The organism is Kitasatospora sp. NPDC059577 (genome assembly GCF_042735475.1).
Classification (GTDB): Bacteria; Actinomycetota; Actinomycetes; order Streptomycetales; family Streptomycetaceae; genus Kitasatospora.
The window spans coordinates 1-18,378 of the sequence record NZ_JBHWBZ010000081.1 but is presented as its reverse complement, the minus strand read 5'-3'; the positions used below and the strand labels follow the sequence as shown (position 1 = coordinate 18,378).

The 18,378-nt window shown below is 73.0% G+C and carries 21 protein-coding genes and 2 pseudogenes; 12 read left to right on the top strand and 11 right to left on the bottom strand.

Annotated features, from left to right (window positions below; genetic code table 11):
• Nucleotides 1–295: 295 nt before the first annotated feature.
• Both ACFV0O_RS37860 and ACFV0O_RS37855 read left to right on the top strand, forming a co-directional pair.
• A complete protein-coding gene (locus ACFV0O_RS37860) occupies nucleotides 296–640 on the top strand; it encodes a hypothetical protein (RefSeq protein WP_380348811.1) in 345 nt (114 codons plus the stop codon).
• Nucleotides 641–785: 145 nt separating this feature from the next.
• The gene (locus tag ACFV0O_RS37855) at nucleotides 786–2,288 is read left to right on the top strand and encodes an FAD-binding protein (RefSeq protein ID WP_380348809.1); all 1,503 of its coding nucleotides are present in this window, start codon (nucleotides 786–788) and stop codon (nucleotides 2,286–2,288) included.
• Nucleotides 2,289–2,339: 51 nt separating this feature from the next.
• Here the strand turns inward: ACFV0O_RS37855 and ACFV0O_RS37850 are convergent, their stop codons facing one another.
• Nucleotides 2,340–3,842, bottom strand: a complete 1,503-nt coding sequence (locus tag ACFV0O_RS37850) for a multicopper oxidase family protein (protein WP_380348807.1) — start codon at nucleotides 3,840–3,842, stop codon at nucleotides 2,340–2,342.
• Between the two features lie 321 nt (nucleotides 3,843–4,163).
• On the opposite strand from ACFV0O_RS37850, the gene ACFV0O_RS37845 reads away from it, so the two are divergent.
• The 3 genes and pseudogenes from ACFV0O_RS37845 to ACFV0O_RS37835 form a co-directional block, all read left to right on the top strand.
• Nucleotides 4,164–5,792: a pyridoxal phosphate-dependent decarboxylase family protein gene (locus ACFV0O_RS37845; RefSeq protein WP_380348805.1), complete on the top strand. Its 1,629-nt coding sequence runs from the start codon at nucleotides 4,164–4,166 to the stop codon at nucleotides 5,790–5,792.
• Nucleotides 5,789–6,469: a hypothetical protein gene (locus ACFV0O_RS37840; RefSeq protein ID WP_380348803.1), complete on the top strand. Its 681-nt coding sequence runs from the start codon at nucleotides 5,789–5,791 to the stop codon at nucleotides 6,467–6,469. The genes ACFV0O_RS37845 and ACFV0O_RS37840 overlap by 4 nt, the downstream gene beginning before the upstream one ends.
• A pseudogene (locus ACFV0O_RS37835) lies at nucleotides 6,376–7,068 on the top strand (DUF6875 domain-containing protein); the annotation flags it as partial. The gene ACFV0O_RS37840 and the pseudogene ACFV0O_RS37835, both read left to right, overlap by 94 nt.
• A gap of 204 nt (nucleotides 7,069–7,272) precedes the next feature.
• Here the strand turns inward: ACFV0O_RS37835 and ACFV0O_RS37830 are convergent.
• The 8 genes from ACFV0O_RS37830 to ACFV0O_RS37795 form a co-directional block, all read right to left on the bottom strand.
• Nucleotides 7,273–8,508: a phosphatidylinositol-specific phospholipase C gene (locus tag ACFV0O_RS37830; protein ID WP_380348801.1), complete on the bottom strand. Its 1,236-nt coding sequence runs from the start codon at nucleotides 8,506–8,508 to the stop codon at nucleotides 7,273–7,275.
• Nucleotides 8,509–8,617: 109 nt separating this feature from the next.
• Entirely contained in the window at nucleotides 8,618–9,847 is a 1,230-nt protein-coding gene (locus ACFV0O_RS37825) for a neprosin family prolyl endopeptidase (RefSeq protein ID WP_380348800.1), read from the bottom strand.
• Nucleotides 9,848–10,028: 181 nt separating this feature from the next.
• On the bottom strand, nucleotides 10,029–10,922 hold the full coding sequence (locus ACFV0O_RS37820) for an ABC transporter permease (protein ID WP_380348799.1): 894 nt from the start codon (nucleotides 10,920–10,922) through the stop codon (nucleotides 10,029–10,031).
• A complete protein-coding gene (locus tag ACFV0O_RS37815) occupies nucleotides 10,882–11,736 on the bottom strand; it encodes an ATP-binding cassette domain-containing protein (RefSeq protein WP_380348797.1) in 855 nt (284 codons plus the stop codon). Before ACFV0O_RS37815 ends, ACFV0O_RS37820 begins: the two co-directional genes overlap by 41 nt.
• Nucleotides 11,733–12,296, bottom strand: coding sequence for a MarR family winged helix-turn-helix transcriptional regulator (locus ACFV0O_RS37810; RefSeq protein ID WP_380348795.1), 564 nt, complete (start codon nucleotides 12,294–12,296; stop codon nucleotides 11,733–11,735). Before ACFV0O_RS37810 ends, ACFV0O_RS37815 begins: the two co-directional genes overlap by 4 nt.
• Nucleotides 12,297–12,345: 49 nt before the next feature.
• The gene (locus ACFV0O_RS37805) at nucleotides 12,346–12,813 is read right to left on the bottom strand and encodes an NUDIX domain-containing protein (RefSeq protein ID WP_380348794.1); all 468 of its coding nucleotides are present in this window, start codon (nucleotides 12,811–12,813) and stop codon (nucleotides 12,346–12,348) included.
• Nucleotides 12,814–12,892: 79 nt separating this feature from the next.
• A complete protein-coding gene (locus tag ACFV0O_RS37800; RefSeq protein WP_380348793.1) occupies nucleotides 12,893–13,141 on the bottom strand; it encodes a hypothetical protein in 249 nt (82 codons plus the stop codon).
• A complete protein-coding gene (locus tag ACFV0O_RS37795) occupies nucleotides 13,141–13,341 on the bottom strand; it encodes a hypothetical protein (protein WP_380348791.1) in 201 nt (66 codons plus the stop codon). The genes ACFV0O_RS37800 and ACFV0O_RS37795 overlap by 1 nt, the downstream gene beginning before the upstream one ends.
• 115 nt (nucleotides 13,342–13,456) lie before the next feature.
• Here ACFV0O_RS37795 and ACFV0O_RS37790 point away from each other — a divergent pair, with 115 nt between their 5' ends.
• The 7 genes and pseudogenes from ACFV0O_RS37790 to ACFV0O_RS37760 all read left to right on the top strand — a co-directional run.
• Nucleotides 13,457–14,296 carry a Scr1 family TA system antitoxin-like transcriptional regulator gene (locus ACFV0O_RS37790; protein WP_380348789.1) on the top strand — a complete coding sequence of 280 codons (840 nt, stop codon included), beginning with the start codon at nucleotides 13,457–13,459 and terminating at the stop codon, nucleotides 14,294–14,296.
• Nucleotides 14,286–14,492 carry a DUF397 domain-containing protein gene (locus ACFV0O_RS37785; RefSeq protein WP_380348787.1) on the top strand — a complete coding sequence of 69 codons (207 nt, stop codon included), beginning with the start codon at nucleotides 14,286–14,288 and terminating at the stop codon, nucleotides 14,490–14,492. The genes ACFV0O_RS37790 and ACFV0O_RS37785 overlap by 11 nt, the downstream gene beginning before the upstream one ends.
• Nucleotides 14,493–14,603: 111 nt before the next feature.
• A complete protein-coding gene (locus ACFV0O_RS37780; protein WP_380348785.1) occupies nucleotides 14,604–15,200 on the top strand; it encodes a DUF5919 domain-containing protein in 597 nt (198 codons plus the stop codon).
• An 87-nt stretch (nucleotides 15,201–15,287) separates the two neighbouring features.
• Nucleotides 15,288–15,743: an NUDIX hydrolase gene (locus ACFV0O_RS37775; RefSeq protein WP_380348783.1), complete on the top strand. Its 456-nt coding sequence runs from the start codon at nucleotides 15,288–15,290 to the stop codon at nucleotides 15,741–15,743.
• Between the two features lie 55 nt (nucleotides 15,744–15,798).
• Nucleotides 15,799–16,002, top strand: coding sequence for a DUF397 domain-containing protein (locus ACFV0O_RS37770; RefSeq protein WP_380348781.1), 204 nt, complete (start codon nucleotides 15,799–15,801; stop codon nucleotides 16,000–16,002).
• A 163-nt stretch (nucleotides 16,003–16,165) separates the two neighbouring features.
• Nucleotides 16,166–16,366 (top strand): DUF397 domain-containing protein, encoded by a 201-nt coding sequence (locus ACFV0O_RS37765; protein ID WP_380348779.1) that lies wholly within the window; start codon nucleotides 16,166–16,168, stop codon nucleotides 16,364–16,366.
• 40 nt (nucleotides 16,367–16,406) lie between these two features.
• Nucleotides 16,407–16,834, top strand: a pseudogene (locus ACFV0O_RS37760) (XRE family transcriptional regulator); the annotation flags it as partial.
• A 329-nt stretch (nucleotides 16,835–17,163) separates the two neighbouring features.
• Here the strand turns inward: ACFV0O_RS37760 and ACFV0O_RS37755 are convergent.
• Entirely contained in the window at nucleotides 17,164–17,628 is a 465-nt protein-coding gene (locus tag ACFV0O_RS37755; protein WP_380348777.1) for a hypothetical protein, read from the bottom strand.
• A 107-nt stretch (nucleotides 17,629–17,735) separates the two neighbouring features.
• Nucleotides 17,736–18,146, bottom strand: a complete 411-nt coding sequence (locus ACFV0O_RS37750) for a hypothetical protein (protein ID WP_380348775.1) — start codon at nucleotides 18,144–18,146, stop codon at nucleotides 17,736–17,738.
• Nucleotides 18,147–18,378: the final 232 nt, after the last annotated feature.

Below are 18,378 nucleotides of genomic sequence, written 5' to 3'. Positions count from 1 at the left end.
GTCGTCCGCCACCACGGTGCCGCAGCGTGCGCCGGGGGCCGCGAGAGTTCCTCCGCCCCGACCCCCGGAAGGGTGCCGACCCCAATCCTGCCAGCTCGGGCAAGGATTCCGGTAGGACACAGCACACCCTTTTTCCGTCTTGCCGCGGGGTGGGCGCGGGCCGCAGACTCGTGCGACATCCCACCCCCTTCCACGGCCTGACGTGCCGGTGCCCCCGTTGCGGGCGGCCGGCGCGTGGAGCCGTCGTGCCCGGGGGCGGGTGACGTGGACGGAACCGACGATGGGGGAACACACGATGAGCGGGACGACGGGCGTGCACGGGGACCTGGTGCTGCGGGCGCGGGTTCGGCTGCTGAGCCACAACGAGCGGGTGCTGCACGGCGAGGAGGGCCTGTGGGTGTACCGGACGCTGTTCGCGGTGAGCCCGCAGGTGTACGCGTTCAAGCTGGCGCTGGTGCTGCGGGAGGCGGCGGAGGGCCCGCGGGTGGCGCACCTGCCCGAGGCGCGGGAGGCGTTGCTGGCGCAGGCGCGGGCGGTGTCGGCGCGGATCCCGGCGCACGCGCCGGTGCGTCAGGTGCGGATGTGGGAGTACTCGGTGGCGGATCTGCGGCTGGCGGAGCAGCAGGTGGGGCGCCCCTGACGGACCCGCGGGCGGGCCGGCACCGGCCGTACGGGGCGGGGCGGGGCGGTCGTACGGGCGGGCCGGTCGTGCGCGGTGGTAGGCGGTCGCGGGATGGTTGCGGTACAACAATCCCTATTTGACGACTGATCGGAGAAATTCTGATATGAGCAGGTCAGGACTGTCACGCCGCGCCCTCCTCGCCGGTGCCGCGGCCGGCGCCGGTGCCGCCGTCGTCGGCTGGGACACCTCCGCCCGGGCGTGGGCCGCCGAGCCGGGCGCCGACGTCGCGCAACTGCCGTCCCTGGACGGGACGGTGACGCTGCAGGGAGCCGGGGTGGAGCGGTTCGCCGCCGACTTCGGGCACCTGGTCAGCGCGGCGCCGCGGGCGGTGCTGCGGCCCGCCTCGGTGCGGGACGTGCAGAAGGTGGTGGCGTTCGCGAGCAGGCACCGCATCGCGGTGGCGGTCAACGGGCAGAGCGGGGACCTGTCGCAGGTCGGCGAGGCCGGGCTGGAGTCGCACTCCAGCTACGGCCAGGCCAACCCGCGCGGCGGGATCGCGATCGACGCCCGCGGCCTGTCGCAGGTCGTCTCGGTGCGGCCGGGGCGTGCCGTGGTGGAGGCGGGGGCGACGTGGGCGCAGGTGGTGGAGGCGGGGCTGGCGGCGGGCTGGGTGCCGCCGTGCCTGACGGACTACCTGCACCTGTCGGTGGGCGGGACGCTGAGCGTGGGCGGGATCGGCGGCGCGGTGCAGCGCTTCGGCCTGCAGGCGGACCGGGTGCTGGAGCTGGAGGTGGTGACCGGCACCGGTGAGCTGGTGACGGCCTCCCCCGCCCGCAACCGGGAGCTGTTCGAGGCGGTGCTGGGCGGCGGCGGGCAGGTGGGGATCATCGTGCGGGCCACCCTGGCGCTGGTGCCGGTGCGCGAGCGCGCCCACGTGTTCTCGCTGTACTACGACGACCTGGACGCCTACCTCGCCGACCAGGAGAAGGTGATGGCCGAGGGCCGCTTCGACCTGCAGGTCGGTGACGTGGAGCGCAGCGCGGACGGGTCGCGGTGGCGGTACAAGGCGGAGCTGGTGGCGTTCGCGGACGCGGGGCAGGCGGTGGACCGCGAGGCTCTCCTCGCCGGGCTGCGGCCGGCGGCGGACGGGGTGTCGGTGGTGGAGCAGAGCTGGCGCGAGTACGCGTTCCGGGTGGACGCGTTCGCCGGGTACCTGCGGGCGGCCGGGTTCTGGGGGCTGCCGAAGCCGTGGCTGAGCGTGTTCCTGCCCGCGTCGACGGCGCGGGTGTTCATGGCGGAGGCGGCCGAGGTGCTCACGCCGGCGGACCTGGGGGCGGGGCTGCTGCTGTTCTACCCGTACCTGCGCGAGCGGGTGAAGGCGCCGCTGGCGGTGCTGCCGCAGGGCGAGGTGGGCTGGCACTTCGACCTGCTGGCGTTCCCGGGGCCGGGGGCGGACGCGGCGGCGATGCTGGAGCGCAACCGGCGGCTGTACGACCGGGCGGTCGAGCTGGGCGGCAAGCGGTACCTGATCGGGGCGGTGCCGGGGATGACGGGGGCGGACTGGCGCCGGCACTACGGGGGGCTGTGGGAGCGGGTGGCGCGGGCCAAGCGCCGCTTCGACCCGGCCGGGATCCTGACGCCGGGCCAGGGCATCCACGCGTCCTGACCCGCGGGCGGCGGCGGGGCCGGCCCGGCCGGCGGGCATCCCGGGGGTGTGTCAGGCGATCTCCATCTGCGCCATCATCCCCATCGCCGAGTGGTCCAGCAGGTGGCAGTGGTACGGGTAGCGGCCGCGGTAGGAGTCGAAGGTGGCCTGCAGGCGCACGCTCTCCCCCGGCAGCAGGCGCACCGTGTCCTTGAGGCCGGACTCCTCGGGGCCGGGCGCCTTGCCGTTGCGCTCCAGCACCCGGAACTGCACCAGGTGCAGGTGGAAGTTGTGCGGGACGTCGGTGTTGGCGTTGACGACCGTCCAGATCTCCGAGGTGCCGAAGGCGATCTGCGCGTCCACCCGCGCCGGGTCGTACACCTTGCCGTCGATCAGGCCGCGCGGCGCGGCCCCGCCCGTACCCTCCTCGACCTTCAGCACCACGGTGCGCTCGCGCGCCGCCGCGCCCAGCGCGGGCAGGGTGCGCAGCCGGTCGGGGACGCTGCTGGGGTCGGCGGCCGAGCGCACCACGTCGAAGCGCATCACCTGGCCGACGTGTTCGGCGGGGCCCGGCGGCAGGGAGTTGGTGAGGACGACGCTGGTGCCGACGGGGTAGCGGGAGAAGTCGATGACGACGTCGGCGCGCTCGCCGGGCGACAGGTCGATCGTGTCGGTGGTGTGGGGGCGTTCCAGCAGGCCGCCGTCGGAGCCGATCTGGGTGATGGGGCCGCCGTCGGCCAGGCGCAGGGAGAAGAAGCGCAGGTTGGAGGAGTTGAGCAGGCGCAGCCGGTAGCGGCGGGCGGCGACCTCGGCCTTGGGCCAGGGGCGGCCGTTGGCGAGGATGGTGGTGCGGTTGAAGGGGTCGTCCATGCGGTAGACGAGGCTGCCGGAGGCGTCGAAGCGGGCGTCGCGCAGGGCGATGGGCAGGTCGTAGCGGCCCGAGGGCAGGGGCAGGGCGGCTTCGGTGGCGTCGGTGAGCAGGTAGGTGCCGGCCAGGCCCCGGTAGACGTGCTCGGACTCCATGTGGTGGGCGTGGTCGTGGAACCACAGGCTCGCGTGGGGCTGGTCGTTGGGGTAGGTGTAGGTGCGGGTGGCGCCCGCGTTCAGCAGGTTCATCGGGCCGCCGTCGCTGTCGACGGGCACCTTGGAGCCGTGCAGGTGGACCGAGACGGCGTCGTCCAGCAGGTTGGTCTGGCGCACGATCACCGGCCGTCCGGAGCGGGCGCGGATGACGGGGCCGGGGAAGGCGCCGTTGTAGGTGAGGACCTCGGTGCGGTGCCCGGGCAGGACGCGGGCGAAGGAGCGGAGCATGGTGACGGCGTAGGTGTCGGCGCCGCCGGCGGTGGAGACGGGGCTGAGCACCGGGGGCACCGGCAGCGTGGTGGTGAACTTCTCCACCAGGGCGGGGCCGGCGTCGGGGCCCGGGTCGGGGGCGTCGGTGGCCGGGTGGGTGTGGCGGTCGGCGGCGTCCTGCACGGAGGCGGCGGAGGCGGCCGGGCGCACGGTGGTGCGCAGGAGCAGCACCCCTCCCCCGGTCGCCAGGGCGGCGCCGATCATCCTGCGTCTGGTCACCATCGCGCGTTCCTCCCGTGCTGCTCCCCCGCCTGCCCGGCGGGTGCGGGGCGGCCTTGTCCGGGGGTGATTGCAGCAGCGTGCGCTTGCGCGCCGCTGGGGTCCGGCTGGGGCCGGCCGGTGGTGCCGGAGGCGGCCCGGCGGCGGTGCGGATGCCCGTGCCCGGGGGGTGGCGGCGGGTGCGGCGGCGGTGAGCTGGGCGTGTTGCGGGCGGCTTGCGCGGCGCCTGGACGGTGACTCGGGACGCACTAGAGGAACGCTCGTGATCCGAGACGGCCCGCAGCCCGGTGGGCTCGCAGAGCACTCGAAGGGAAGGGCCCAAGCGTGGACCTGGGGTACTGGCTGCCGAAGGCGGCCGAGGTGGCCGAGCGGTGGGGAGAGCGGTTCGGGACCTTCGCCGCGCACCCCTCGCACCTGGTGGACGAGGCGGACTTCGCCGCCGCGTTCGAGCGCTTCGCCAAGCGCCTGGAGCACAACTACCCGTTCTTCCACCCGCGCTACGCCGGGCAGATGGTCAAGCCGCCGCACCCGGCGGCGCTGGTGGGCTACCTGACGGCGATGCGTTTCAACCCCAACAACCACGCCTACGAGGGCGGTCCGGCGACCAACGACATGGAACGCGAGTGCGTGGCCGCGCTCGCCGGCATGTTCGGCCTGCCCTCGCACGTGGGCCACCTGACCAGCAGCGGCACCATCGCCAACCTGGAGGCGCTGTACGTGGCGCGCCAGAGCCACCCGGGCAAGGGCGTGGCCTACAGCGCGCAGGCGCACTACACCCACAGCCGGATGTGCCACGTGCTGGGCGTCGAGGGCCACGCGGTGGCCGCCGACGGCCGGGGCCGGATGGACCCGGGGGCGCTGGAGGAGGTGCTGCGCACCGGACGGGTGGGCACGGTCGTCGTCACCTGCGGCACCACCGGGCCCGGCGCCGTCGACCCGGTGCACGAGGTGCTGGCGCTGGCGCGCCGCTACGGGGCGCGGGTGCACGTGGACGCCGCCTACGGCGGGTTCTTCGCGCTGCTGGCCGGCGACGACGCCACCGCGGCGCAGCTGGACATCGACCCGGCGCCGTGGCGGGCGATCGCCGGGTGCGACTCGGTGACCGTCGACCCGCACAAGCACGGCCTGCAGCCCTACGGGTGCGGGGCGGTGCTGTTCGCCGACCCCGCGATCGGCCGGCACTTCGCCCACGACTCCCCGTACACCTACTTCACCGACGCCGAACTGCACCTGGGCGAGATCAGCCTGGAGTGCTCGCGTGCCGGCGCCTCGGCCGCCGCGCTGTGGCTGACCCTGCAGTTGCTGCCGCTGACCGCGGACGGGCTGGGCGCGGGCCTGGCCACCGGCCGGCGTACCGCGCTGGCCTGGGCCGACCTGATCGAGGCGAGTGACGAGCTGACGCTGCACCAGCGGCCGCAGCTCGACATCGTCACCTACTTCCCCACCCCCGACGGCCCGCCCGCGCTGTCCGCGATCGACGCCGCCTCCGACCGCGTGCTGCGCCGGGGCATGGCCGACGAGCAGGACCCGGTGTACCTGAGCGTGCTGCGCGTGGACGCCGCCGATTTCGCGCGCCGCCACCCGGGCGTGGTGGCCGACGCCGACGGGGCGCGGGTGCTGCGCAGCGTGCTGATCAAGCCGGAGGCCCAGGCGTGGCTGCCGCGCCTGCACGCGCGGGTCGCGGCGCTGGCCGCGGAGGCGGTCTCACCGCCCGCAGCGCCCGGCGACGCACCTCTGGTACCGGCCGCCGCGACCGTACCGACCGCCTCGGCGCCCGCACCGCCGTACGACGCACCGACCGCACCGACTGCACCGACCGCCGCGACGCCCGCACCGCCGTACGACGCACCTCTCGCACCGACCGCCGCGACGCCCGCACCGCCGTACGACGCACCGACCGCACCGCCGTACGCCCCCTCGTCCGTCCCCTCGCCCGAGGAGAGTGCCCGTTGACCACCGCCACCGCCCTGCCCGCCGACGCGGGCACCGTCCCGCGGCCCGCCGCGGGCGCCGCCGTCCGCCGGGCCCGTCCCGACGAGGCGCCCGCCCTGGCCCGTCTGCTCGCCGACGCCTTCGCCGACGACGCGCTGATGCTCTGGGCCTTCCCCGACCCCGACCACCGCGCCCGGGTCATGCCCGCCTTCTTCCTCGTCCACCTCGAACAGTGCCTGGCCCACCAGGGCGTCATGGTCGCCACCGACGACGACACCGGCCTGCTGGGCGCGCTGCTGTTCCTGCCCCCGGGCGTGTGGGAGGACCCGGGCCGCGCCGACGGCGCCGCCACCCGCGCCCTGACCGAGGCCATCGACGCCGACCGGTACGGCGAGTCCGCGCGCCGTCTGGCCGCCATCACCCGCCTCCAGCAGCGCCGCCACCCGCGCCACCGCCGCCACCACTACCTGGCGTTCATCGGCGTGCACCCCGACGCCCGCGCCGCCGGCACCGCCGAGGCGCTGCTGGGCGCCGTCCTCGCCGAGGTCGACGCCGCCGGCCAGGCCGCCTACGCCGAGACCAGCTCCGCCGGCGGCGCCCGCCTGTGCGAGAACCACGGCTTCACCCGTTTCGGCGAGGCCATCGCCCTGCCCGGCGGCGGACCCCGCCTGGCCCCGGTCTGGCGGGGGCCCCGGTGACCGCGCCCGCGCCCGCCGCCGGCGCCCTGCGCCTGTTCAGCGCCGAGGACATCGACGCCGGCCACGCCGCCGCCCACCCGGAGGCCGTCGAGGTCCTCGCCTGGGCCCGCCACTTCCTCACCGCCGCCCACCCCGACCTGGGGCGCAGCGGTCCGGTCTGTCCCTACACCCAGCCCTCGCTGCGCCGGGGTCTGTTCCACCTGGCCGTCGCGGACGGTGACGGCAACGGCGACCTGCCCGCCCTGGTCGGTGAACTGCGCGCCCGTTACGACGAGTTGCTCGCCGGGCTGAGCGAGGAGTCGGACCGTGAGCTGCTGACCGTGCTGCTGGTGCTGCCGCACCTGGACCGCGCGGACTCCACCGCGCTGGACGAGGCGCAGCGCAAGGCCAAGGACGAGTTCGTCGAGCAGGGTCTGATGATCGGCCAGTTCCATCCGGTGTGCGAGGAGCCGGGGCTGTGGAACCGGACGTTCCGTCCGCTGCGGGCGCCGGTGCCGCTGCTGGCGGTGCGCAAGCTGCTGGTCTTCGACCTGCCGTTCCTCACCGGGGACGAGACGCACCTGAACCACTACCTGGCGCGGTTCGCGCCCGAGGTGCCGGCCCGTATCCGCGACCCGGGGGGGCGGTGGGGCCCCGCCCCCCGGCCGCGCGCGGCCGCCCCCCCCCGGCCCCGCCGCGCGCCCGGCGCGCCGCCGCCGGGCCCCGCGCCCCCACCCCCTTTTCCCGGAGGTTTTCGGGGGCCTTTTCCGGGAGGTTTCCCCGGGGGTCTTCCGGGGCCGGGGCCGGCGGGGCGGGGCCGTGCGTCAGAGGCCGAAGTTCCAGTCGACGATCATCTGCAGCAGGTCCTTGCGTTCGTCCACGAAGTCCATCGCGATCACGCCGTAGTGCGCGCGCTGGGAGATGCGCGGCGTGAGGTAGTCCTGGATGGAGGGGTTGACGACCTTGGCGATCTTGTACGGGTCCTCGGGGAAGCTGCTGGCGCTGGCGAAGTGGATGTAGAGCTTGCCGTCGTCCTGGCCGTAGAACGCCTGGTCCAGTCCCCACTTGACCCGCTGGACCTTCTGGCTGGACCCGTCGCCGAAGTAGTCCTGGAGCCAGATCCGGGAGCCGTCGCCCCAGCGCAGGGGGTCGTAGCGGCCGTCGCCCCAGGTGAAGTCCGACATGATGGGGATGATCTTGCCGCGGACCTGGCCCAGCGTGGGCAGCCCCTCGGGGAGCGAGCCGGCCCTGGGGAGCCAGAACCAGGGCCGGTAGTTGCCCTTCCCGTCCATGCCGTCCATGTAGTAGTTGAAGATCTCGCTGAACCGGTAGTCCTGTCCCTCGGTGTACTCCTTCCTGATCCGCATGATGATCGTCTCGCGGGGGTTGGACTTCAGGAAGTCGATGCACTGGTTGAGCACGTCACCGAAGTTGATCTTCTGGTAGATCTTGTCGTGGTGGATGGTGAAGACGTCGCCCATCACCCGGCACCGGATGTCGAGGAAGCGCACCCCCGCCTGGAGCTGCTGGGGGATGCGCCACTCCTGGCACTGGGCGTAGCCGAAGGCGCCGCCGTCGTAGAGCGCGCAGGTCTCGTGGGTTCCGGGGATCGTCAGCTGCGACAGCTTGACGTTGTCGCCCAGCAGCGACATCCACTTGTTGGTGGGGCGGTGGACGAGACGGTCCGGTGCGGCGGAGGCCGGCGCGCCCGAAGCGGCGAGGCCCAGGGCGCCGGTGGTGGCCGCGAGCGCCGCGCTCCTGAGAAGGGTCCTACGGTTGATCGTCATGCAAGAAACCTCCGGCGGCGGGGCCCTGATGGTGATCGGGGGCGTGAACGTCTCCCCTCTTCCGCCCCAACGGGCCGACACCCCGGCCCGGTTCATCGTCCGCGAACGTTCCCGCGGGCGGGCGCGGAACGCCGGCCCGAGCGGCACCGCCACCACGCCGGGCAGGCGCAGCGGGTTCCGGGTCATGGCGACGCCGAGGAGGGCGGCGATCAGGACGACGACGGCGGCCCGCAGGACGGCCTTGACGCCGGCGGCGAAGGCCTTGCCGGTCACCGGGGCGGCGTCTCCTCCCGACCCGCCCCTGCTTGCGCTGCGCGGGGGGGGGGGGGGCGGGGGCGGCGCCCCCGGCCCCCCGCCCCCGCGCTCGCGTGTGCGGCGGGGTTCAGGAGCAGGAGCTGCCGCCGGGGCCGCCGAAGAAGAGGTACTCGTACCACGGTGTGGGGCCGCTGTTGACGAGCGAGGTGTAGCAGGCCGGGGCCGGCTGGTAGGCGGTCAGCTTCGCGTACTGGGCCGTGTTGTCCGTCGCGATGTACTGGACGTCGCGGTGGTAGGCGGCGTACTGCCAGCCGCCCGCGGCGAACGCGCCGCTGCCCATCGGCGGCCACGACGTCTCGTCGTCCGTCTCGACCTCGCCGCCGAACTCGATCTCCTGGGCGCCGGTCGCCATCCGGCCGGTGCCGAACAGCGAGCCCGGGTAGTAGCCCACCGCGGTGCCGCCCAGGTAGAGCCACCAGTTCCCGCCCGCGAGGTACCAGACCACCTCGACATCCACCTGGGCGCCGCCCGGGACGCTCGCCGGGAGCACGCCGCCGAGGAGCCAGGCGCCGTTCGTCTGGACGAACGCCGTGCATTCGAGGTTGTAGCAGCCGGTGTGCTCGTAGTCGTCGGCCGTCCAGTAGATGAACAGGACCGGCTGGGTGGTGCCGTACTTCCCCGGGTACACCTGGTAGCCGCACTCGACGGTCTGCATCGGTGAGCCGGCGCTGTACCACTGCTGGGAGAGCGAGAAGTCGTCCCCCGTCACCGGGGGGTCCCAGACGTTGATGTAGCTGTGGCCGCCGAGGTTGGCGACCTTCTGGTCACCGGTCGCGTACTGCTTGAACGGTTCGTCCGCGGCGCCGGGACGGTGGCGCCGGCCCGTCCCCCGCGGGTACTTCCGGTGGAAGTTCCGCACGCTGCCCCTGCGCGCCATCTCCTCCAGGGTGATGCGGCGCATCGCGATCGTGCCCGGCGGGCAGGACATCGGGTGGCCGAACCCGTCCAGCCGGTCGGAGCGCAGTTGCGGCCGGACCGGCAGGCTCTGGCCGGCGCCGCGCCGGCCGGCCGCCACCGGAGGGTCCGGGGCCTCGGGGGGAAGCGGGGAGTTGCCTCGCAGGGCCGGCTGGCTGCCGATGGGGACGCAGTCGAAGACCTGCCCGTTGTCGTCGGCGAAGCTGCGGGTGACCTCGATGCCCGCGTAGAGGTTCCTGAGGTATTGCGTCATCGCGGAGAAGTCCTCCGCGCTCGTCGTGCCCGCCGCCGACCGGCGCACGAAGTCCTCGTACCGGGCCGAGGCGAGGGAGTGCGTGAAGTCGGCGAAATTGGGGAATGCCGCGTCGTGCTGCGGTGCCATGATCGGTCCTCCTACGGATCTGACCGCTACGCGCGGTGTCCGCGCGTGTTCTCTCCGTTCTCCACGCTAGGCCCGATTCCGGTCACGTTCCTCCCGGGGAAAGGGAGTTGTGGAAGCCGCAATCGAGAAGCCGCGATCGAACTGTCCGGCGCGCCGGGCGGGGCGGGCCGGCCGGCGCCGGCTACCGGGCCAGGCGGCCCAGCAGGCCGGAGGCGGCGGCGATGCCGACCAGGGCCGAGAAGGTGAGGACGGCGAAGTCCAGCGGCAGGTGGGCGGGGGTGCCGATGAGCAGGCCGCGCAGGGCGTCGACCTGGTAGCTGAGCGGGTTGGCCTTGCTGACGGCCTGCAGCCAGCCCGGCATCAGGGCCACCGGGTAGAGGGCGTTGGAGGCGAAGAACAGCGGCATGGTGATGGCCTGGCCGATGCCCATCAGGCGGTCGCGGGTGAGCACGATCCCGGCGATCGCCATCGACAGGCAGGAGAAGAACGCCGAGCCGAGGACCACCGCCGCCGCGACGCCCAGCAGGCGCAGCGGATTCCAGGTCATCGCGACGCCGAGGACGGCGGCGATCAGCACCACGACCACGGCCTGCAGGAGTGCCTTCACGCCGGCGGCGAAGGCCTTGCCGGTGACCAGGGCCGCGCGGGGGGTGGGGGTGACCAGCAGTTTGGTGAGGACGCCGGAGTCCCGCTCCCAGATGATCATGATGCCGTAGAAGATCGCGATGAACATCGCGGACTGGGCGATGATGCCGGGCGCGAGGTAGTCCAGGTAGGGGATGCCGCCGGTGGGGATGGCCTTGAGGCGGGTGAAGGTCTGGCCGAAGATCAGCAGCCACAGGGCGGGCTGGATCGCCCGGGTGTACAGCTCGGTGCGGTCGTGGCGCAGCTTCTGCAGTTCGACCGCGCACATCGCCGCCACCCGGGCCGGCACCACGCGCCAGCCGGTGCGGGCGCGCGGGGGCACCAGCAGCAGGCCCAGGTCCGGCCCGGGGCCCGGTCCGGAACTCTGCCCGGGGCCGCCGGCGGGGGGTTCAGCCGACGCGGCCTGCGGTACGGCGGGTACGGCGGACATCACCGAAGTCTCCTTCCGTGGCGTCGGCCAGGTCGCGGCCGGCGTAGTGGCGGAACACGTCGTCCAGCGTGGGCTCGTCGAGGCCGCCGTCCGCCTCGCGGAGCCGGTCCTTGAGCTCGGCGGGGGTGCCGAGCGCGCGGATGCGGCCGCGGTCCATCAGGGCGATGCGGTCGCAGTGGCGGTCCGCCTCGTCCATGTAGTGGGTGGTGACCAGCACAGTCATGCCGGTGGCCCGGCGCACGGCGTCCACGCGTTCCCACACGCCGGTGCGGGCGATCGGGTCCAGGCCGATGGTCGGTTCGTCCAGGACCAGCAGGCGCGGGGCGCTGACCAGGGCCTGGGCGAGTTCGAGGCGGCGCACCATGCCGCCGGAGTAGGTGGCGGCCATCCGGTCGGCGGCGTCGGTGAGGTCGACGGCCGCCAGCGCCTGGGCGACGCGTTCGGCCCGTTCGGCGCGGGAGACGTCGAAGACGCGGGCGAACAGGGCGACGTTCTCGCGCCCGGTCAGCCCGGACTCCGCGGACAGCTGCTGCGGCACGTAGCCGAGCAGGCGCCGCACCTCCATGGGGCGGCGGGTCGCGTCGTGGCCGAAGACCCGCACCATGCCGGCGCCGACCGGCAGCAGGGTGGTGATCGCGCGGATCGTGGTGGTCTTGCCGGCGCCGTTGGGGCCCAGCAGGCCGAACACCTCACCGGTGCGCACCGTCAGGTCGATGCCGTCCACGGCCCGCGTCTCGTGGCCCTTGCCGCGCCCGTGGCGGAAGGTGTACTCCAGGCCCCGGCACACCACGGCCTCGGCCTGCGCCTCGCTCATCGCCCCTCCCCCGGCAGGCCGACCAGGTCGGGGCGGTCCGGCAGGTCGGGGCGGTCGGGCAGGTCTGGCAGGTCCGGCAGGTCGGGGCGGTCGGGCAGGTCGCGCAGGCCCTGGGCGACGGAGCGCAGGGCGGGCAGGGCCCGGGCGAGGGCGTCGCGCTGGTCGGCGGGCAGGCCGTCGACGATCTCCTCCATCAGCACGCGGCGGCGCCGGCGCCAGGCTTCGATCCGCTCCACGGCCGCGTCCGTGACGTACAGCAGCGCGGCGCGGCGGTCGGCGGGGTCGACCTCGCGGCGCAGCAGGTTCTGGGCGACGAGCTGGTTGACCAGGGTGGACACCGAGTTCCCGGCCAGGCACAGCTCCTCGGCGGCCTCCGAGACCCGCAGGCCGGGGCTGTCCATGGCCAGGCGCAGCAGTTCGACCTGCGCGCCGCGCAGCCGGGGTTCGGCCGTCGCCCGGCGCAGGCGGCGGCGGACCAGGCGCTGGATCCCGACGAGCAGGGCGGAGAACTCGTCGGCCGGCGCGGCATCGAGCGGTGGTGCGGGCTCCGTCGCGGTCACACCCCCATTTTAGCTCTCAGTGAGAGGTATCCGTCGAGGGTGCGGGGGTTCAGGCCGCGCGCTGGCCGTGCAGGAGGACGGGCAGCGCGCAGCCGGCCAACGCCTCGGTGATGCGGGCGAACTGGGCGGGGGCCGTGCAGCCCGGCAGGTCGTTCACGGGGACGAAGCGGGCGCCGAGCAGGCCGCTGCGGTGCTGCGGCGGGACGCTCAGGCGGGCGTCGTCGCGGACGGTGCCGCCGTCGAAGACCAGGTTGAGGCGTTCCAGGTAGCGGTCGGCGGGGGTGAAGTCGACCGCGACGATGCCGCTCAGGCGCAGGTGCAGGCCGGTCTCGGCGTGCAGGTGCCGGGCGGCCGCCAGGTGCGGCGGCTCGTTGGGCTTCGCGGCGCCACCGGGAAGGATCATGCCGTCCATGTAGTCCGGGTCGACCAGCAGCACGTCCCCGCGCCGGTTGCGCACGAGAACGAGACAGCCCAGCCGGCACACCGGCGGCTTGGCGAGGAGGCGGGGGTCGCGCATCGGGCAGTTCACTTCCTGATCACGGGGAGGAGCACGAGAGAGAAGCCCGCCCACCACAGCAGACGGGCCAGGAGTGTGTTCAGTCGTCGTACGTCAGACGCTCGTACCGCAGCCCCTTGCGCAACAGGTCCAGGAGACGCAGCAGTTCGAGCGGCCGGGCCGAGCCCAGGTCGACCAGGTAGTTGCCCGTGGTCCGGCCGTAGTGCCAATCGACGGCGATGGAGGGCAACTTCACTCCGCCCAGGGCCAGCACGGACACCAGGTCCTCCACCACGGAGGCGGCCTGCCGGCGCTGCTCGGCCGTGGCACGGGAGAGCACGGATCCCATCACCGCTCCCCCGGCCGCTTGTGGACCTCGAACACGCGCCAGGCGCTGTAGGCGTCACCGAAGAAGGTGAACCCTTTGAGGTCACCGCCGGGTTCGCGCAGCCACTCCCCCGTCATCTCGTTACGGACCCAGTAGCGACGGGTCTCGGGGTCGAGGCGCACCCCGTACCCGTGCGAGCGGGGAACGTGGTCAGAAGCCATGGGAGAACCCTCCGCGATCGATGTTTCACTTTCCGTGCACATCGTGGCCCAGCGTCCCCTAGCATCGGAAGCGTCAAACGACTTGACCCAGCGGGCACGTTGTTTTGGAGCAGCCATGGTGAACATCAAGGAAATCGACCCGGCGTCAGGCCCCTGGGCCCCCTTCGCGGTCCAACTCCGCAACTCACGCAGGGCGAAGGGCCTCCTGCAGCACCAGCTTGCCCGCAAGTGCGGCGTCAGCGCGTCCTACGTCTCGTTCGTTGAACTTGCACGCCGCCCGCCGAGTGAAAAGTTTGCTACCAAGGCCGATGAAGTCCTGGAAACGGGCGGGACCTTGATGCTGATGTGGTGGCAGCACAAGCACACGGCATTGGTGCCGGGCTTCCCCGAGTACGCCAACTACGAGAACCGGGCCGCCGAGGTCAGGCTGTTCTCGATCGACATCGTGTCCGGGCTGTTGCAGACTCCGGCGTACGCCGGCGCTTGGGAAGCGGCCAACATCAGGCGCGGAACGGCGACTCCCGAACAGGCCGAGGAGCGGGTCAACTTCCTCATGACGCGCCAGCAGTTCCTGGTCCGCACGCCTGCTCCGCTGCTTCACGCCGTCCTGGACGAGAGTTGCCTGCGCCGACCCGTCGGCGGAGCGGACGTCATGATTGAACAATTGTTGCACCTTGAGCAGCTCGCAACAGCCCCGAACATCGTCATCCAGGTGGCCCCTTACTCCTTGGGCGAGGAGCGGCCGTTCAGCTCCCATGTGACCTTGCTGACCATGCCGGACCGCAAACTGCTGGGATACAGCGAGACCGAAGTCCGTGGCTACCTTGATCGCGATATCGACACTGTTCTTCCGCTGTCCAGGGGCTACGATCGGCTGCAGATCGAAGCACTGAATCAGGCCGCATCGGCGGAGATGATCCGTGCGGCACGGAAGGGCTATGAGGATGGACGTTGACCTGACCCACGCTGGCTGGCGGAAGAGCACCTACAGCGGCGGGCAGAACGGCTGCGTGGAGGTCGCCGACGGCTTCACCGGCGTCATGCCTGTGCGGGACTCCAAGGACCCGAACGGCCCGGCCCTCATCTTCCCCTCCCACGCCTGGCAGTCCTTCGTCACCGCAGTCCGCACCGGCGAATTCGGCACCGCCTGAGGCCACTTGTGCGCCGCCGCCCCGGCCCGGGGCGGCGGCACCTTCCCGGTACGCCTCCCCGGGCCCGAACCTCCCGCCGCCCGCGCAGCGCACTCAGGGGGTAGATGACCAGTGATCCTGCCCAACCTCCTCCGGTCCACCATCAAGACCGGGCACGACGGCGAGGTCCTGGCCGTCTACCCGTACCGCTCGGCCTGCCCCCGGTCGGTGTGGGCGCAGCTGATCGCCGAGGCACGGTCCGAGATCTTCCTCGCCGGGTACACCGACTACTTCGTCTGGCTGGAGCAGCCCGCCCTCCTGCAGACCTTGCGGCGTAAGGCCGAGGGTGGCTGCCGGGTGCGCTTCCTGCTCGGGGATCCCGACTCCGGCAGCACGCGCCGGCGCGAGGAGCTCGAGGACGTGGCGCTCTCGGTGTCCACCCGGATCCGGGTCACTCTGGAGAACCTTGCCAAGCTCCGCGACATCGACGGTGTCGAGGCCCGCTTCAGTGCCCCGGAGGACGGCCCGAATCACGTCGGCCTCTCCGTTTTCCGCTTCGACGAGCACGCCCTCGTCACTCCTCACCTCGCCCGTACCGTCGGCCACGACTCACCGCTGATGCACCTGCGGCGCAGCGAGGAGCACGGCATGTTCGACCGTTTCGCCGACCACATCGAGGAACTCTGGTCCCGGGGAAGCGACATCGACACCATCCCGGCCCGCGCATAGGAAGTCGGGCCCGCCGACTTCCCACGCCCCGGCGCCGAGGCGGGGCGTTCTGGTTCTCAGCCCCTCGGATTCCTTACGCTCGTGTCCATGAACAGCCCCACGGCTTTGCCAGCCCTCCACTCGGTGTCCGTAGCGGGAGCCGTCGTGCGCGAGGACGGACGGGTGCTGGCGATCCGGCGGGCCGACAATGGCACCTGGGAGCCTCCGGGCGGTGTCCTCGAACTGACCGAGACCGTCGAGGACGGCCTGCGCCGCGAGATCCACGAGGAGACCGGCCTCAAGGTCGGCGTCGGCCAACTCACCGGCGTCTACAAGAACATGACCCGGGGCATCATCGCGCTCGTCTTCCGCTGCCATCCCGAGGACGGCGCCGAACAGCTCTCCCCCGAATCCACCGCCGTCGCCTGGCTCACCCCCGACGAGGTCGCCGACCGCATGGGCGAGGTCTACGCCGTCCGCATCCTCGACGCCCTGCGCCCCGGACCTCCCCGTATCCGCTCCCACGACGGCCACCACCTCACCGCCCCCGAACACCCAGCATGAGAAGTCGGCCCCGCCGACTTCCTGTTCCACCCCGTCGATCAGGAAGGAACCGCCCATGAACAGCAACTCCCCCACCACCTGGCGCACGAGCACCCACAGCACTGACGGGGGCCAATGCGTGGAGGTCGCCGACGGCGTCCCCGGGCTCATGCCCGTCCGTGACTCCAAGGACCCGGGCGGCCCAACCCTCGTCTTCCCCTCCTCCGCCTGGCAGGCCTTCGTCACCGCCGTCCGCGCGGGCGAGTTCGGCACGGTCTGACGACGCTTGTGCGGCGCCGTCTCGGCACGCCCCTCCTACGCGCTCGGTGTCCCGCCTCCCGCCAGCGCACTCAGGGATAGGAACTGCGGCCCCGGCGAAGCGACATGGGAAGTCGGACCCGCCGACTTCCCGCTCCATCCGGTCGATCAGGAAGGAACCGCCGATGACGGGCAACTCCCCCACCGCCTGGCGCAAGAGCAGCCACAGCGACAACGACGGCGGCATGTGCATCGAGGTGGACGACGTTCGTCCCGGCCGGGTCCGGGACAGCAAGGACCCCGACGGCCCCCGCCTCGACTTCGCACCAGCCGCCTGGCAGGCCTTCGTCACCGCCGTCCGCGCGGGCGAGTTCGGCACCGCCTGAGCAGCCTTCGAGGTCAGGAGAACCCGGCATGCCCGACGACACGCAGGATGAGGACCACTCCGGGATCCGGCTGAGCCGCTACGAGTTCTTCAGCAGCGGCCGCGGCACCACGTTCACCGGGCTGCACCACGTCGTCCTGGTGCAGCACGGAAACCGCATCACGGGACGGTCGCTCCCCGGTGCGTCGTCCAACCCCCGTTCCCGCTCTCCTTCGACCTGACCGTCGACCGGGGCACCGGCACCGTCACCTGGGTCGAGCAGACCGCGGCGGACGGCTACTACCGGGGCGCCCGGTACCACGGCGCCCTCCAGCTGCTGATCGATCCCGCCGGTCGGCGCATGGCCGGGACGTGGGTCGGCTTCGGCAAGGACTCGGCCGTCAACACCGGCCCCTGGGAACTGCGACTCCTCGACACGTCCACGACGGCAGAGGCCCGGGCCCGGTACAGCGAGCCGCCCACGGAGTGAACGGCCGCCCCTCGCTTCGGGCGCCTGCACGGGAAGTCGGCCCCGCCGACCGGCAGCTCCCCACCCCCGGGCCGGGGCCGCGTATCCCTCCCCCTCGGGCACCGGGCGTCATGCGTCGGCGAATCGGAGTGTCAGTGCCGGCTCCTGCGGTTGCCGAGACACCGTCACCCGAGGGAGTGCCGCAATGACTTCACCGAAGAAGCCGCGGCGCACCGACAGCAGCGGCACGTCGGGCGAATCCGGCGCCGTCTGAGGTTGCTTGTGCGCCGCTGCCCCTCCCCCCGGGGCGGCGGCGCGCGGGGCTGCCGGGTTCCGGGCGGCGGGTCCGGTCAGGGGGTGTCCGTGTCCGGTTCCGGTTCCCGTGCCCATTGCTCGCGCGGGCGGAGCCCGGCGAGGATGCCTTGGGCTTCGTCGCGGACTCCCTCGTCCTCGTCCACCGCCAGCGCGTGCAGCCGGGCGATGAGCCCGTCGGCTCCCTCGGTGGTCATCCAGTCGGGGTTGCAGTCCAGGGCGGCCCAGATCTCGTCCGCCGTCCACGTCTCGGCCGCGCGGCTGACGGCCAGCAGGACGCAGCGCAGGCCGGCGGTGTCCCGGCGTTCGAGGAGGGCCTCGGCGGTCTGCTGGGTGACGGCGGTGTCGTGGGTGTCCAGGAGGAGGCGGTGCAGGACGTCCGTCACCTCGCCGATCCGCTCCGAGGCCGCGAGCCGGCGCCCGGCGTCGGCTCGCACGGCCCAGGACGGCGAGTCGGCGTCGCGCAGGGCGGCGGCCGGTTCCTGGTCGTCGGAGGTGGTCATGCCCCCACCCTGCCAGGCGGGCGCGCCGGCCGCCGACCGGATTTCCGGTCCCGGCGCCGCACGGCCGTGGGGCCTCAGGGCCGCCCGGCCGCCCGGCTCGCGGGGCCTCAGCTCTTGACGTACCAGTCGGTGACGAACCCCTTGTGGGTGCGGTCGCGGGACCACGTGGTCACGCCGTCGGAACCGAGGGCGTTGATGGTGAAGTTGAGGTCGTTGAGCTTCTTGCTGAACGTCACCTTGCCGGTGAAGTAGCCGCCCAGCGAGTTCCAGCCGCTGTTGGTGGTGCGGAACCAGACGGCGTGGTCGAGGCCGATCACGAAGTCCACCCAGTCGCCGCTGTTCAGCGGCCACAGGGCCTCGCCCTCGCCGTAGGCGCCGCCGCAGTAGAAGCTGCCGTTGTCGAAGCCGTGCGTGCTGGTGCAGACCCGGGGGAGGTCGCCGGCCTGCGCGGGAGTGGCGGTCAGGACGGCGGTGGCGGCCAGGGCGAGGGTGGCGAGCGCGGTCGTGGTCTTCTTCACGGATACCTCCGGGGGACGGGGTGGGCGGGGGGGGACGGCCGGGCCGTGGCGGAAGGCCGGCGTTCGTTCGCGCCGGGCTCCGGCCGCCATCCTTGCGCAGCGGATGACACTTGATCAACTTCTGGCCCCGGGGGGGGGGGGCCCGCCGGCCCCGGCCGCCCCGCCGACCCCCCGCACCCGCTCGGCGCGAGGACGCTGCGCGCCACGTCCGGATTCACCCGGCGGGCCAACT